Origin of the sequence: Streptococcus parasanguinis, assembly GCF_047463195.1 — a bacterium.
Taxonomy (GTDB): domain Bacteria; phylum Bacillota; class Bacilli; order Lactobacillales; family Streptococcaceae; genus Streptococcus; species Streptococcus parasanguinis_R.
In genome coordinates, this window is record NZ_JASHEI010000011.1 from 28,887 (window position 1) to 46,003 (window position 17,117).

8 protein-coding genes are annotated in these 17,117 nt (G+C 46.8%); 1 reads left to right on the plus strand and 7 read right to left on the minus strand.

Going from position 1 to position 17,117, the window contains the following annotated elements:
• Positions 1–6: 6 nt before the first annotated feature.
• The 5 genes from QM870_RS09320 to QM870_RS09340 form a co-directional block, all read right to left on the minus strand.
• The gene (locus tag QM870_RS09320; RefSeq protein WP_070661541.1) at positions 7–2,436 is read right to left on the minus strand and encodes an ATP-dependent Clp protease ATP-binding subunit; all 2,430 of its coding nucleotides are present in this window, start codon (positions 2,434–2,436) and stop codon (positions 7–9) included.
• Positions 2,437–2,901 (minus strand): CtsR family transcriptional regulator, encoded by a 465-nt coding sequence (locus QM870_RS09325; protein ID WP_003002068.1) that lies wholly within the window; start codon positions 2,899–2,901, stop codon positions 2,437–2,439.
• Positions 2,902–3,117: 216 nt separating this feature from the next.
• Positions 3,118–6,828, minus strand: a complete 3,711-nt coding sequence (locus QM870_RS09330; protein WP_414369364.1) for an alpha-L-fucosidase — start codon at positions 6,826–6,828, stop codon at positions 3,118–3,120.
• A gap of 104 nt (positions 6,829–6,932) precedes the next feature.
• Positions 6,933–13,763, minus strand: coding sequence for an Ig-like domain-containing protein (locus QM870_RS09335; RefSeq protein ID WP_414369366.1), 6,831 nt, complete (start codon positions 13,761–13,763; stop codon positions 6,933–6,935).
• A 215-nt stretch (positions 13,764–13,978) separates the two neighbouring features.
• Entirely contained in the window at positions 13,979–14,500 is a 522-nt protein-coding gene (locus tag QM870_RS09340) for a Dps family protein (RefSeq protein WP_003001978.1), read from the minus strand.
• Positions 14,501–14,655: 155 nt separating this feature from the next.
• Between QM870_RS09340 and QM870_RS09345 the strand changes: the two genes are divergently transcribed.
• Entirely contained in the window at positions 14,656–15,126 is a 471-nt protein-coding gene (locus tag QM870_RS09345) for a COG2426 family protein (protein ID WP_003002130.1), read from the plus strand.
• 75 nt (positions 15,127–15,201) lie between these two features.
• Here QM870_RS09345 and tsf read toward each other — a convergent pair whose 3' ends face one another.
• Positions 15,202–16,242, minus strand: a complete 1,041-nt coding sequence (tsf, locus tag QM870_RS09350) for a translation elongation factor Ts (protein ID WP_414369368.1) — start codon at positions 16,240–16,242, stop codon at positions 15,202–15,204.
• Between the two features lie 81 nt (positions 16,243–16,323).
• Positions 16,324–17,106 (minus strand): 30S ribosomal protein S2, encoded by a 783-nt coding sequence (gene rpsB, locus QM870_RS09355; RefSeq protein WP_003016971.1) that lies wholly within the window; start codon positions 17,104–17,106, stop codon positions 16,324–16,326.
• Between the last annotated feature and the right edge of the window lie 11 nt (positions 17,107–17,117).

The following is a 17,117-nucleotide window of genomic DNA, read 5'->3' on the forward strand; positions in this document are numbered from 1 at the left end:
ATCCTCCTAGACAATCTCAAACTTGATCGTTCCTGCTGTCGTTCCAACCTTGATCGTTTGTCCTTCTTGGGCTTGGCCTTTCAGCAATAGCTCTGCTAGTTGATCTTCCACTTCGGTCTGCAAGACACGACGCAGTGGGCGAGCTCCCATTTCTGGATCGTAGCCTTTGGTTGCTAGCAACTTGAGCGCTGAAGGCTGGAATTTGAGGGTCATGCCTTGTTCTGCCAAGGTCGCGATGAGCGGTTTGACCATGACTTTCACTACCTGCTGCATGTCCTCGCTTGAGAGACTATGGAAGACCACCTTTTCATCAATCCGGTTGATAAACTCTGGACGATAGGTCTTCTTCAACTCTTCAAACATGCGTTTTTCCATATTGGCTTGGTCAAAGCGGATATCTTTGGCACCAAAGCCAACGGTCTTATCATCCCGAAGGGCTGTAGCTCCCAGGTTTGAGGTCATGATGATAATGGTATTGGAGAAGTCGATCTTCCGGCCTTTGCTATCGGTTAAGACTCCGTCATCCAAGACTTGCAAAAGGACATTGAAAATATCTGGATGGGCTTTTTCCACCTCATCAAATAAGAGAACTGAATATGGTTTGTTGCGGACTTTCTCGGTCAACTCGCCTCCTTCTTCGTAGCCCACATAGCCTGGAGGGGCTCCGTTGAGGCGGCTGGCCGCGAATTTTTCCATGTACTCACTCATATCAAAACGGATGAGGGCCGATTCATCATCAAACAAAACTTCCGCCAAAGCTTTGGCTAGCTCTGTTTTTCCGACACCGGTAGGTCCTAGGAACATGAAAGAACCGATCGGACGTTTATTGCTACGGATACCTGATTGATTGCGTCGAATAGCCCGACTGATACTCGAAACGGCTTGGTCTTGACCAATCACGCGCTTATGCAATTCTGCTTCTAAGTTTAGGTACTTCTTGGCATCGGTTTGGGTCAGTTTTTGAGTTGGAATACCGGATAATTGGCTCAAGGTCACCAAGACATCTTGGTCAGTGACTTCTTTTTTGTAGACAATGGGAGCGGCCTCTACTTCTAAGAGCTGGGCTGCTTTCTTCCACTTGCCATCCATCAAGGCCCGATCCAAGGCGGTCAACTCTTCTTTTACGTGACCGTTGGAATCGCGGTTTTGTACGGTAGCTGCCGCTTCATCCAAGAGATCAATGGCTGAATCTGGCAATTGACGACTAGTCAAATAGCGGTGGGCATATTTGACAGCTGTTTCGATCGCTTCATCGGTAATGATCACATGATGGTGGTCCTGATAAGTCTCTTTCAAGCCTTGGAGAATTTGGATGCTATCTGCAACACTTGGCTCTTCAATGGTGACTTTCGCAAAACGCCGAGAGAGGGCTGCATCTTTTTCGATATGCTTTTGGTACTCATCTTGGGTTGTTGCCCCAACTGTACGCAAGGTTCCCCGTGCCAGGGCTGGTTTTAGAATATTGGCTGCGTCTAAGGTCGAATCAATACCGGATCCTGACCCCATAATAGTATGCAGTTCATCGATAAAGAGAATCACGTGACCGTCTTCTTCGATGTCCTGGATGATATTGTTCATCCGTTCTTCGAAGTCCCCACGGAAGCGCGTCCCAGCAACGACATTCATGAGATCCAATTCCAGAACACGCATCTGCGCGATTTCAGCTGGTACATTGCCACTAGCGACACGCTGGGCCAGACCTAAGGCAAGGGCTGTTTTTCCGACCCCTGCTTCTCCCACCAATACAGGATTGTTCTTCGTCTTGCGGCTGAGGATTTGGATCATGCGTGAAATCTCTGCATCCCGACCAATCACAGGCTCAAGCTGGCCTGCACGCGCCATTTCTGTCAAATCACGGGTATAATCTTCAAGACCTCCACTGGTGCTTGGGGGCATGCCCATCATATTTCCCATGGTTTGGCGGTTAGGGTTTTGGGCGCGATAGAGACTCCGAATGGCTTTGATATCATTCTTGTCCCAGCCTGCCTTGTCCTCAAGATTCTTTCGAAGAGAGGCAATAGGAACTCCCTTGTCTTGCTCTGTAAAGGCAAAGCCGGCAAACTCCATGACTTGGCTCGCTAAGGTCCCACGGTCTGCTAGAAGAGAGAGGAGCACATGCTCTGTTCCCAAGGTCTTGGCATGAAGGACCTGGGCAATCTCTCTTGCGTGCTTCATAATGGCTTCCATCCGATAAGAAAATGGGAAGATTTCATACCGATTGTCGCTTTGAAAAGCTTGGCCTGTAATATGCTCCGCCGCATCCTGAAACTCATCGATCTGCATAGGATAATCGTTCAGTACAGAACCTGCCACGCTATAGGGATTATTGGCCATAGCCGTCAGGAGATGCCAAGTATCTAAGGTATGCCCCTGATAGTGGCCTGCTAGTATTTGGGCCGCTTCTATACTTTCTAACAGTGCTGTTGAATAGTTCATCTAGTCGGTATTTCCTTTTCTATCTACTTGTTGAATGATTTTTTTCAGCATCGTTGCTCGTAGGATGAGAGCATCTCGACCTAGGACCTCATCGGAGGTCGTCGCAAGCAAGAGCTGAGCCTCACGTTTTGTCAATAATTTTTCTTCATAGAGCATCTGGAGGATATCATTGAAGACCTGCTGGCTGATGGTCTCTCCAATATTGGCTGCCAAGTCTTGGAGCATCTGATGGTGATCTGAAAACTGGACCTTGCCAATGCGGATATAGCCACCACCACCGCGCTTGCTCTCTACAATATAGCCTCGGCTCTCGGTAAAACGAGTCTTAATGACATAGTTAATCTGACTAGGTACGACCTGAAAGACATCGGCTAACTCACTTCTTTTGAGCTCTGCCATGCCAGCTTGAGCCAGCAAGGCCTTAATATAAGCTTCGATGCTATCAGATGTGTTCTTATTTGCCATGATGCTCCTTTCTGGCTTGTTTTTTTCTAGATGGATGCTCTGTTCTTCGCCCATAAAAAATGGTCTTGGAGTGTTCCTTCTCATCATTGACCTTATTTGACTATTATACAATTTTTACGGCTGTAAATAAAGCAAAGACTCCATGGAAATAGGAATCTCTTAAGAAGGCAAAACAAAAGAGGCTAGTGAGAACTAACCTCTTATGCGAAGAAGGAGCTACTCTTTGCGACGAGCGAATTTGGCGCCTCCGCCCAAGAATCCTAGACCAAGAAGACCTAACCAAGCAAACAATCTACTTTGTTTTGTACCGGTTTGAGGAAGTTTTCCTTCCGATTGTAGAGAAGGACTTTTAACCACTTCTTTTTCCGGATGGTCTGAAGTCGAAACAGAAACTGCTTCTGGGGTTTTCGGTTGCAAGAGAACAGGTCTTCCTTTTTCTTTTTTGTCTTCAGCTTGAGAAAGAGTCATAACTTCTGGTTGCACCTTACTTGGGGTGACAGGAGTGGTTGGAGTCGGCATATCAGCTATCAACGGACTTTTTTCCGCTTCCTTCGTTCCGACTTCTGTGATCTGGTCCTGGGCCTCCACTTCGACAAAGGCATCGACTTCTGTCCGAATTTCTTTGCCTTCTTCTTGTCGAACCTCGATCAATTTCAACCGGCGTCCGACCTTTCCTGCTTGAAGGATCCGGCTTTCGCCCTTGGCCAAGTCCTTGTTCTCACGTGTTTGACTCTCAAATGGAATCTCCTCCGCTTCGATGAGAAGTTCTGGCTTTTCAAGAATCAAATCCCGAATACCTTCTTCTGGCCGTGTCTGCGTCAGGGGTTCATAATTGTGAGCATCTTCTAAGATGGTTTCAAGGGCTTCGACTTGATTAGCTGCAGCAACCAAATCTGGCCGCTCTTGATCCAACAACTGAGTCAAGTCCGTCAATTGTCCTTGAACCGTCGGTTTGAGATCTGCTTTCAAGCGATCGAGAGAAGTAGCCTTGATCTTTTCTACTCCTTCTCTGATGATCTGTTGCAGCTCTTCTTGACTGAGCAACTGACTATCTTTCCCTGAGAGGACAAATCGGTCCACCTGGATGGCTCTGGATGACTGAGGGTCATTGAGGGCTGGATCCAGATGCAAGCGTAGCTGGTGGTAGCCTTTTGCTAGGCCTTGCAGATTGACCAAACTCTGGTCGAGCTTGCGTTGATCTCCGTAGCCACTGAAATAATGATCGCCGTCGATCTCATAATCATGGCCACGCCCTTCTTCGAAGGCCATTTCTTTCCCATCCAAAGTGACGCTGTAGAGACCATGGCTTGGGTCGACCACTCCTCGAACCTCCACACCAGTGCCCTTAAAGGTAATGGTCACTTCAATGTGTTTCTTGCCTTCCTCATCGGACACTTGGTTAAAGCTGGACCAAGATTCTGTGCCATTTGAGAAGTCTTTGTTGTCTGTCTCATGATGCCAGCCTTGGTTATAGTGCAGTTTTGGATCTTGGTCATCCACTTCTTTGCGATTTTCTGGCAACTGGTCTTCATTCATCACTTGAACTGTCAGTTCTGGAATAAAGCCGACCAAGCTTCCTTGATCCGGATGCAACAATTTGACCTTAAAGTCATAGACATCGGTCGCTTTTCCTGCAAAATCAATGGTTGGAACTTGGACTGTTTTTTCTGTCTCGCCATCTGCGAACTCAAGGGTGACGTTGGTATCTTTATAGACCTTGCCATGAACCCCTGTTCCTGGTTCTGTGATCAATTTCAGACCGGCACTTCCTTTAGAGCCACCTTTTCTCTTGACGACGACTTGCGCTGGGTCGCCTTTCTTAACAGCTAGGATTGGCTGGGCAAACTCAAAGATCCCCTTTTCTTGGTTATTGAGGGCATAAATCCCTTCCGTTGCGATCGCATCTCCCTTGCTATTGACCAAGGTCAAGGTGTGAGATCCTGCTGTCAAATCCGGTGTTTCATAGACCTTTTGGCTACGTTTGCGGCTTGGGCTTTGGGTATTGACGGTCGCTAGCTTTTGTCCATCGACATAGACATCCATTTCCCCATGACCAGGGTCGACAGTTGCGACGACATAGGCCTTGGTGCCTTCAAATTGATAGGTCACGGAAGCTCCTTTTTCCTTGGTCCACATAGAGGTGCCTCGAACGCCTTCTCCCTCTTCATTCCATTGGCCATTAGCCCGGTCAGCAGTCCGGTCAGAATGATAAGTCAAACCAAGCGGATAGCCATCGGTTTCTTCAATGCTGGCTGGCGTCTTATAGACAGAGACACCGTTCAAGATTGGAGTGGCTTGGGCATCGGTGATGGACACCCGGATATAGCGACTATCAACTGGTTGTCCTTTGATCAAACGGCGATACCCTACGGTTGAGCCAGCCCCATAAGGAACCCATTGCCCATTCACTGCCACATCAATGGTGAAACCAGAAATCCGTTGGCCTTTCTCGATGGTTTCTTTGAGCTCTACCACATCAAAATGCTGTTCTTTTCCAAGATCGAGAACAAAAGATCCGGTCTTGGCATCATCAGCCGGAGCCCAACTGGTCTTTTCATCGCCATCTGTCAAATGGCTGGCCTTGTAGAGCGGATTGCGTCGTGTTGAGTCAGCTTCTACCAAAGCTCCTGCCGCATAGTTCACACTGTAGAGTTGGTCCAAGGTCTGACGGAATTCTTTCAAACGGGCCACATCGGCATCCGCAAATTTCCCATCTTGGTTGGGTGGAATATTGAGCAAAAGTGGAGTTCCACGGCCGACCGACTTGAAGTAAATGTCCATCAATTCGCGCAAGGACTTAGGCTCTTGGTTGTCATGGTAGAACCAGCCTGAGCGAATAGAAACATCGGCTTCTCCCACCGAGTATTGCTTCCCTTCTGGATCCCCGTGATTGAGGTAGCTATTAGATGGATTGTTGCGGATCTTATCTGGATTGACCTTTTGCCAAACCGGATCTCCGGCAATCCCCTTTTCATTTCCAATCCAACGAACATTGGTCGGCTCAGCTGAGAAGATAGCAATATCCCCTTGGGCCTTGCGAATGGCTTCAAACCACTTGTCAAAGGTATAGGTGACTTTTTGAGCCCCATCGCCACGCGCTCCATCCATCCAGACTTCTACAAACTTGCCCTTGTTCCCATATTTTGGATCTTCAAGGATTTCCTTAAGCTGGTTGAGATAGTATTCATTGTATTGGTCCTCTGTATCTACATGGTAGAGCGGACTGTGAGCATCCCAAGGTGAGAGGTAGACCCCCATGTCCATGTCATACTTGCTGGCAGAAGCAGAAACCTCGGCTAGGACATCACCTTTTCCATCCTTCCAACCACTTTTGGCAATGGTATGGTCGGTGTATTTGGAAGGGTACAAGAGGAAGCCATCGTGGTGCTTGACGACCATGATCGTCCGTTTAAAGCCTGCATCCTTCAGGGTTTTGATCCACTGATCGGTATCCAGATGCTCTGGATAGAAATAATAAGGATCTTCTTGCCCATCTCCCCACTCACGATCGTAGTAAGTATTCATCCCAAAGTGGATGAAGGCTGCTAGTTCTTCGCGATGGTATTGCATCTGAGCCTTGCTTGGAAGTGGTCCGTAATCCGCAATCTCAGTCTCCTCGTTTAGAGAAGTGGCTGGTTGGCTTGCTTCTGTCCCTTGACTGACTGTGCGATTTTCTTTCTCACTAGTAGCTGCTGAGGGCTGTTCTGATTCTTCTTGGTGCTCGTTCACAGTTTTCTCCTCCTTTCCTTGATCTCCTGCATTGCTTGTTTCAACCCGTTCTTCGCGAGTTTCACTCCTCTCAGCTTGTTCCTCTGCGTAACTGGTAGTAGTTCCTAAAAAACAAGTCGCTACGACTACCGAGCAGACACCTACTGAGAGTTTACGAATGCCAAATCGATTTCTCTGATCAACTAATCTTTTTCCCATATTCCATTCCTTTATGTCACCAGGTAAAGAGGGTGGGGCTTCCCCATCCTCCTTCTTTTTACCTGTGAACTTTTCACCGTTTTTTACTAGTTTCTCTAGCTGTTTTACTTGGCCTTTTTGGCTCTTTTTTTCTGATCGTCCAGCACAGCACTGGCAAGGCCTGCCGCTAGGATTCCAGCAACGAGGCTTGCGACGCTTTCTTCCGTTCCTGTATTTGGCAACCTTCCTTCGGAAACTGGAGCAGGCGAAACTGCTGGCGTTTGAGCTGTTTTCTCGACTTCCTTCCCTACTGCATCTGTCCCTTCCTGACGTACCGCTTTGACCTCAAGAGATGCTTGAGGAGTTGCAGTAGCTACTGGTCCTTCTGAGACATGAGGGCGCTCTGGGTTCGGAAGCGGTTGTGGCTGTGGCTCTGGTTGCGGTTGCGGCTGTGGCTGCGGTTGCGGTTGCAGCTCTGGTTGTGGAGTATCTGGAAGTACCTCTTTCGTGCCCACCTCTGTGATCTCTGCCACTGGATCTAGTTCTACAAAGGCATCTAGTTCCTTCCGGCTTTCCACACCATTTTCTTGAGAAACTTCCACCAAGCGCAATTTGCGGCCTTTTTGACCTTCTTGAACCACACGTTTCTCACCTTTTGGAAGATCCGCATTTGGGCGTTCTAAGCGTTCAAAGTCCATCTCTTCTGGCTCAATCACCAACTCTGGCTTGGTATGAACCAGGTTTTTAACTCCTTCTTCAGGAAGGGATGTACCTGTAGGTGCTTTTGCGGATAGAGAAAGTTGATATACTTTTTCGAGCTTGCCATCTTCTGAGACAACCTTGACAAGAACCGGGGCATTGGCGCTTTTAGCATCCACGACCGTAACGGCTGTTCCATTCTTGCCTTGTGCTGAAACGATTGGACGGTCTCCCTCATACTCTAGATGATAATCTGTCACATCTGGTTTAAAACCTTCTAGGTCTTTACCATTCACTTGGATGGTGACATCAGTTGTTGCCTGAGCCTCTTCCGTTGGGGCATAGGCGCTCAATTCAATGATTCCAATCCCTTTTAGATGTTCATCACGGACCATTCTTAAACGGATGGCTTTGGTTCTGGTTTCATTGAAGCTGAGGTTAGAGATATAGCCAGCTTCAAAGGCATAATCCAAGCTATAAGGGATTTCCTCCCAGTTGGAAGCTTGGTTAAATGGATGATCTGGAAGATTCTTCAGATTGCCATAATCATCCGGAACCTCAAAGTCTGGACCAATATAGCGTTCAAGAACCGTTTTCGTTGGCAGGCCTGTTTCCTGATCTGCAAAGAAGTCGACCGCTACTTTATTGACCAAACGCTCTGTTACTTGACCATTTTTCTTGAAGATGAGACCAGCAAACACTTCTGTTTGATCCGGTTCTCTCTTCCAGTTGGTCCAGCGATAGTATTCGTTGTAGCCACCATCGTTGATGTAATCGATATAGTCGATTTGATTTGGATCGAGATCATTGGTTTCACTAGCAAATGCTCTTGTATCTTCTCCATTGTAGTCACGGTTCACAGAGAGGTTTTCTCCTGTCTTTTCTGACACCCGGACGGTCAGCTGAGCTGTCAGATCATAGCCAATGACTTTTCCTTTCAGCGTGAAGCTACCTTCGTGAGAAAGTGCATCAGCTGGTACAGCCTGCCAGTCCACCGTAAGTTCCTTGCGTTCATAGCCTGTATCCCCTTGGAAGTAAACGCCTACGGTAGATGGTAGAACTAGATCTTGACCGACTTTCACAAAACGGCTGCCTGCTTCCACTGCTACTGGAGCAGCTTGTTTCAGTTTTTCTGCATCGCTTGTGAGATGGAGGCGGTATTCTTGTAAGATAGTACCATCTTCTGCTTTGTGGATGACACGGATTGGCTCACCTTCATGGACACTTGGCACAACCGTTGCAAGACCGTGATGGCTAGCTGTCGCTTCCACTTGTGGATAAGCCCGATCACGCGCATCGATGTAGTAATCGGTCACACTTGGGTTGATACCTGGCAATACATCGCCATTGACGCGAATGGTCAACTGGCTCTTCTCTTCTGCCGCAACCTTATTGGCAAAGATCTGAATCTCTGAAATAGAGCTTCCACGCTTGCCTTCTGGCGTCTTCATACGGATACGAACAGCATAGGTGTCGACTTTATCAAAACTGAAATGATTCATCTTACCAGCTGCTACCGGTTCTTCAACGGTTAGGTTGCTGACTTCTTTCCAGTTAGCTGGATTGTTAAATGGATGGTCTGTTTCGTCTTTGACACGATTTGGATTGCTTGGAACTGTTGGGATTTGTTCCCCTGTATAGTACTCAATCACATACTCACTTGGAGCTCCAACGCCGTGGTCTTCGTGGAAACCAACATGGAGGTTGTCCACTGCTCGCTTGGTCAAGATACCAGAATCCCCAAACAAGATACCGACAGAATCTTCCGCATTGTTACGTCCCCAGTTGGTCCAACGGTTGGCTGGAGCATCGGTAAAGGAGATGACCTTGTCATTAACCTTAGCAACTGGATCTGCATCATTGGAGTCACTTGCAAAAGCGAGTGGCAAGACAGATCCTGTCCATTGCTCTGCTACGTTGGCCCCCTTGACTGTGTTTGCGGAAACACGAATATGAAGACGTGTTGGAAGATCCGTTCCTTCTACACGACCGGCTAGGACAACTTCTCCTTCTTGGGCCAAGAGTTGCGGATCGACCGCATCCCAGGCCACCTTGGCAGCATAGGTCTTGCCATTGGAGTGATAAGTCCGCACGCTTTCTGGAAGGGCTGGTTTTTCACCGACTGGCGTTGTCGTGCTGACTTCTTCTACAGCGATAATGCCTTCAACGGTGACTTGAGCTTGGGCTTCTTTTTCCACACCCTCTACATGACCTGTGACTGTAAAGCTATGGTAATCCTTGACTTGATCTGCGGTTACAGCATCCCAGGTCACACGTTTTTCTTTCGGGAATCCCTTATCATACTCGACCAAGACGGTCTCTGGAAGAGCTGGCAAAACGTTTCGATCGGTGCTGATCCGTACAGGACGCACCTTGACAACTGTCTTTTCTTCTGGATTTGGCGTGATGGTAAAGGTTAATTCCCCTGTTTTTCCTTGGAAGCTAGCTTCTAAATGAACCAATCCTGCTTCTCGCAATTCCAAACCTTTATTGGTTGCGACCGCTTTTCCTTGACTACCAGCTCTTGTCTTCACATCGATTTGATCTGCTTGGAGGCTAGCCACACTGCCATCTTGGTAATGGGCAATGACTTCAAGTGGTACCGTTTGGTCTTCCTTGAGTTCTTGCCCTTCTGGCAGACGCAATTCTAGGCGCTGGATCTGCGGACTTTCTTCTTGGAATTGGACCACATAGGTCTGTACAGCTCCCGTATCCTGAGCAGTCACAAAGATTTGGGCTTTCAAACCATTTTCGCGATTAGCTTGTAGGACCGTCACTTGAGCATTTTCTGCACTTGCTGTGACTTGACCTGGTTCTTGACCATAAGCGAGGGAACGGAAAATAGTATGGTTGCCACTACCAAATTTTGGAAGAGCTACTCCATCTAGCTGAACCGTTGGTTTCTTAGCCTTGGCTACATCTCCTCCTGCAACCACTAGCGTCGCTTGGACCGTTTCCCCATTGCCTAGGAGACCTGTCGCCTTCAAGCGAGCACCTGGTGTGGACAACTGATCTTCTTGACCAGCTTCCAAGGTCCATTGATCGACCTCATAGTGGGCAGTGGTCCCATCAGTGAAGACTAATTGCACAGCCTTATCCACCGTTGCTAGATCTGCTCCTTGTGGGATTTGTTTGATGACTGGAAGGACTTGTTCCACGCCGATCACATCGACCAGAGCTTCGACCGTGCGTCCTTGAACATGACCTGTCACACGGACTTGGCCAGCACGACTATAGTCTGCCGCATCCCATTCAACGGCTTCTTCTTGGGCCTTGCCATCACTATAGACCACATTGACCTTACTTGGCAAGGTTGGTTTTTCTCCTAGATAAGCACTTTGTCGAACAGGTTCCACACCTAATACAGTGCGTTCTGCTTGGTCCTTCTTACCTGTAAAGAGGCTGACTTGGTCTGATTGCAAGCGATCTGAGTCTGCATACAGAGTAAAGGCACCCGCCTGCTCAGTTGATTTGACAATCACAACCCCTTTGCCGTTAAAGGCTCGACGTTGCCATGAGCCATCTTCCTGCGCTTTGTAGCGTTCACGGCTAGCTTGTTCCCCGTTGTCGACACCGACAATTTGGCCCTGTCCATGCAAATGGAAATGCACCAAATTATTGGCAGTTGGTACAACACGACCTTCTTCATCGACGATCTCATAAGTAATATAGGTCAAATCCTTACCGTCTGCTGCGATCGCGTGTTCTTCTTTCAACAAACGAACACCCGCAGGCTTGCCGGCTGTTTCGACTTGATCTTTCGCGATCACTTCTCCTGCTTCGTTGCGCGCAATAGCTTCCACTTTACCTGGTACATAAGGGACCAACCACTCTAGATAGAGTTCATCCGGATTTGCCCCTTCTTGATAGGTCCGGCCATCAGCTGTGGTCTTCTTGGTAAAGGTCTTCACTCCTTGTGATGCCCCATTGACAATCAATTCCACACTGTGGGCATTGGAGAAGGTCCGAACAGGGATCCGCCCTTCTTCATCCATGACACGATTGGCTAATTCTGGATTGTCCCAGTTCCAATGTGGCAAGAGATGGACCATCGGATGTTTCTCGGCCGATACCCATTGACTTTGGTAGAGGTAAAAATCATTCTTTGGAAGGCCGGCCGTATCGACAATACCGAAATAAGAACTTTTTACAGGTGTGTCATTTTGGTTGTGCCATGGTGTTGGCTCGCCGATATAGTCCGTACCGGTCCAGATAAATTGTCCTGCATAGCCGGCATGATCACGGTCAAAGGTCCAAGAGGCGGTCGCTGTCCGACCCCAACCAACCCGGTCATTGCCGTAGTCTGATTGTTCATAATGGCGGTCTTCTTGGTTGCTGCCGATCCATTCTCTTTCAGGGTGATAGTAAGAGCCCCGTGTCCGCGTTGCAGAAGAGGTTTCCGAACCATAAATGAGCCAGTTTGGATGTTTCGCCCGTAAGCTTTCATAGTTGGCTTCTGAATAGTTAAATCCAACCGCATCGAGCTCTGCTGCTACCTTTTCATGGCCTCCTGATCCATCGCCAAAGCGGAATTTATCAGCTCCCATGGTGACATAGCGGGTTGCATCCACGTCCTTGATAGTCTTGACCAACCGACGAACAGTTGCGACAGATTTGTCTGAACCATCTGCTTCACCGACTTCGTTACCGATTGACCACATGACAATGGCTGGATTGTTCTTGCCCCGCTCTACCATGGTTCGTAGATCGTAATCGGACCAAGTATCCCCCTTACGAGCTTCTGGGTGAGTGGCATCCTTTTCAAAGAAACGACCGTAATCGTATTGTTTCTTACCACCATACCAGGTATCAAAAGCTTCTTCTTGAACCATCAAGCCCAACTCAGCAGCAATTTTTAAGGTTTGTTCACTCGCTGGGTTGTGAGTCGTCCGGATGGCATTGACTCCCATATCCTTCATCTGTTTGAGACGACGGTATTCAGCCTTGTAATTTTCCTCAGCTCCAAGAGCCCCGTGATCATGGTGAAGGGATACCCCATGGAATTTCGTCGCCACCCCATTGAGGAAGAAGCCACCTTCTGGCGTCCAGTTCAGATAGCGATAACCAAAGCGTTCCTTTTGCACATCGACCAACTGCGAATCCCGATAAACCCGCGTATACAAGGTATAGAGAGCTGGATGATCCGTTTTCACATCCCAGAGGGTTGGTTTTTCAACATGCAAGGTTTGAGATAGGTTAATCTCTTGACCTGCTAGAACAGCTTGTGCTTCACTGCGCGTTTTTTCGCTCACCACTTGGCCATTTTGATCGACAATTTCATATTCCGCATAAATACTATGAGCTTGATCATCTTGGTTGACAATGCGGCTCTTCACCACTGTATCCACTGCCCCATTTTGCTGTTTTTCCAACTGAGGGGTCGTAATCGTAGTCCCATACTGCGCTAAATGAACCTTGTCCGTCACACTCAGCTTAACATCCCGGTAAATCCCGCTACCAGAATACCAACGGCTACTTGGTTGTTGATTGACCACATGAACGGCGATGGTATTCTCGCTTCCATCTGCGTTCAAATAAGGAGTAATATCATAAGAAAAGGCATTGTAGCCATTTGGATAATGACCGACGAATTGTCCGTTTACATAGACTTTGGAATCCATGTAAACCCCGCCAAATTCCAAGCGAACCTTCTTATCTAGATCTTTGTCATCCAAACGGAAGGTCTTACGGTACCAAGCATCCCCACCGTTTAATTGACCGCCTTCATTTTGAGCAGGAGAGTTGTGATCGAAATCAAAGAAAATAGACCAGTCATGAGGAAGATCTAATTTTTTCCAATCCTTGACATCCACTTGACGCCCTTCTGCACCAGGAGCCGCATTTAATTTAAAATACCAATCTTTATTAAAATCACGTTCTCGATCTTGCACAATATCCTCCGCCACACGATTTTGATCTGGAGCAGCTGTTGCTTCCGTTCCTGTAGCACGCTCAGATGAAGCTGAAACAGGCTGGCCTTCGCCTTGAGGCGCCGGCTTTCCCTCAGCTCTGGTAGGGGTGATGACAGCTGGAGCTTCTGAAACCCTTGCACCAGCTTCAGGAACTTCCGTTTCTGAATTTTCCGTTACAACACTTGGTGTCTCCATCGAAGTCGGTTCACTTTCGAGGGCTGGCTTTTCTTCCGCATGGACCCTTGAAAGACCCAAGGCCGAAATCCCAATCACAACAGAACAAGCTCCAACTGAGAGCTTACGAATACTAAAAACAGGACGCTTTTCAAAAAAAGACTTTCCCATAAAAACCTCCTCTTAGGATTAACTATTCAATTTGTAAGCGCTTTCTTATACCTGCGAACGCTTACAGAAAATCACATATTAACTATACCAAAAAAATAGGAGCGATAGGCCTCGATTTCGCTCCAACTATAGTTAGATTAAGAATTCCTTTAATTAGTGGAAATCTCCTATGAACCAAAAAAATAGAAGCCAACGGCTTCTATTTTTTTATGATCTTATAATCCTGGTTCTTGACCAAGTTCAGCAGCCACCATCCAAATGTTCTTTTCAAGTTCTGCTTTAGCCCCAACAAAGATATCGTTGGTTACATCATCTCCTTCAGCGTCAGTAACATCCAAAGCTTTTTGGTAAAGGCCATCAAGGTAATGGAAGATTTCAAGAACACGTGTCAAGCTTTCTTCTACATTTTTTGTAAATGTTCCACGGCGTTCTTCAATATTGCTGTGTTCCAAAAATTCAGTCATGCTAGAATATGGCGCACCACCAAGAGTGATCAAGCGTTCGCTCACTTCATCTAAGGTTGCATCCAAGCTGTCCATGTATTCGTCCATTTTTGGATGCCAAACCATAAAGCCACGTCCACGCATATACCAGTGTACTTGGTGAAGGGCAATGTGAGCCACGTAGAGATCTGCTACGACTTGGTTCAAGAGAGCTTTTGTTTCTGGAAGAGTTTCTTTATTAGAAGGTGCAAAAGTTGCTACATCAGTAGCTGCTTCATGTTTCATAGTTGTCATGTCATTTCTCCTTTTTTATAATGATTCTAATTAACTATGTCTTTATTATATGCTTCCTCCACCAGAAAGTCAAGATAAAAGATTAAAAAAGATCATAGTTGTCAATTGAGAAAAGATACGATAGAATGAAGAAGACTAATCGAAAGGCTTGACTAATGAAATATATCTTTACCTTCCTGATCTCCATGGTGCCCCTTGTTGAATTGCGCGGGGCTATCCCTTTTGCCATTGCAAATGGTATTCCATTATGGACAGCGCTCCTGATCGGAGTGATCGGAAATCTTCTCCCTGTCCCTCTGATCTTCTTTTTCGCCCGCCATATTCTTACTTGGGGGGCAAAAAAACCAATTATCGGAGGCTTTTTTAGCTGGTGTCTCAATAAAGGCCATCGAGGCGGACAGAAATTAGAAAAAGCTGCAGGAGACAAGGGAATTTTCTGGGCCCTACTCCTATTCGTCGGCATTCCTTTACCAGGAACTGGTGCCTGGACCGGAGCTCTTGCAGCTTCTATCCTTGACTGGGACTTCAAACGCAGTAGCCTCGCAGTCATGCTCGGAGTGATCCTAGCCGGCCTCATCATGGGAACCCTTTCTCTCCTCTTAGGAATCGATACCTTCGCACATTAACCAAAAGACTGAAGCAACGGCTTCAGTTTTTACATACAAAAAAGAGGTTTCCTTCGAAACCTCTTTTTTGTATTCTTAGTTGTTAAGAGCTGCTGCCATTGTAGCTGCAACTTCTGCTTCAAAGTCATTTGAAGCTTTTTCAATACCTTCACCAACTTCAAAACGAACGAATTCGATAACTGAAGCATTTACTGATTCAAGGTAAGCTTCAACTGTCTTGCTGTCATCCATGATGTAGACTTGTGCAAGAAGAGTGTAGGCTTGGTCAACTTTTGTGTTGTCCAAGAAGAAGCGATCCATTTTACCTGGGATGATTTTATCCCAGATTTTTTCTGGTTTACCTTCAGCTGCCAATTCAGCTTTGATATCTTCTTCAGCTTGAGCAACTACTTCATCAGTCAATTGTGCTTTTGAACCGAATTTCAAGTGTGGAAGAGCTGGTTTACCAACCATTGCACGGCTTTCGTTATCTTGGTCGATGACGTGGTTCAATTGTGCCAATTCATCTTTCACAAATTGTTCATCCAATTCTTTGTATGAAAGAACAGTTGGTTTCATTGCAGCGATGTGCATTGAGATTTGTTTAGCAAGTGCTTCGTCTCCACCTTCGACAACAGAGATAACACCGATACGTCCACCGTTGTGTTGGTAAGCACCGAAGTGTTGTGCATCTGTTTTTTCAAGCAAGGCAAAACGACGGAATGAAATTTTTTCACCGATTGTAGCTGTTGCAGATACGTATGCAGCTTCAAGAGTTTCACCTGAAGGCATTGTCAAAGCAAGAGCTTCTTCGTTGTTAGCTGGTTTACCTTCAGCGATCACTTTCGCTGTTGCGTTTACCAATTCAACGAATTGAGCGTTTTTCGCAACGAAGTCAGTTTCAGCGTTTACTTCAACTACTGCTGCAACGTTACCATTGACATAAACACCAGTCAAACCTTCAGCGGCAACACGGTCAGCTTTCTTAGCTGCTTTAGCCATACCTTTTTCGCGAAGCAATTCGATCGCTTTTTCGATATCACCTTCAACTTCAACCAATGCCTTTTTAGCGTCCATGACACCGGCACCAGATTTTTCACGCAATTCTTTTACAAGCTTAGCTGTAATTTCTGCCATTTTTGTTCTCCTATATTTTTTAATAAAATAAGAGGGTCGGGCTGAGCCCTGCCCTCTTAGGTTCGTTACTTATTGAATGAATTAAGCGTTGTCGCCTTCTACAACTTCAACGATTTCTTCGATTGAATCAGCTTGACCTTCAGTAGCTGCCAATTCAGCTTCTACTGTAGCAACACTGTCTTCACCTTGACGTCCTTCGATAACAGCGTCAGCCATTTTCGCAGTGATCAATTTAACAGCGCGGATAGCGTCATCGTTCGCTGGGATGATAACATCGATATCATCTGGGTCAGTGTTTGTGTCGACCATCGCTACAACTGGGATACCCAATTTCTTAGCTTCTTTAACAGCGATTTGTTCTTTATGTGGATCCACAACGTACATTACGTCTGGGATACGAGGCATGTCTTCGATACCGCCCAAGAATTTTTCAAGACGAGCGCGTTGTTTGTTCAACAATGCAACTTCTTTCTTAGGAAGAACTTCAAAAGTTCCATCTTCTTCCATGCGTTTGATTTCTTTCAAACGAGCGATACGTTTTTGGATTGTTCCCCAGTTAGTAAGAGTTCCACCCAACCAACGGTGGTTGATGAAGTATTGACCTGAACGAACAGCTTCTTCAGCAACAGCATCAGCAGCTTGTTTCTTAGTACCTACGAACAAGATCACTGCATCGTTTGCAGCTGCATCACGCATGAAGTCGTATGCTTGGTCAGCGTATTTTACAGTTTGTTGCAAGTCGATAACGTGGATTCCGTTACGTTCAGTGAAGATGTACTTAGCCATCTTAGGGTTCCAGCGACGAGTTTGGTGACCGAAGTGTACACCAGCCTCAAGAAGTTGTTTCATTGAAATTACTGCCATGAGTAGTTTCT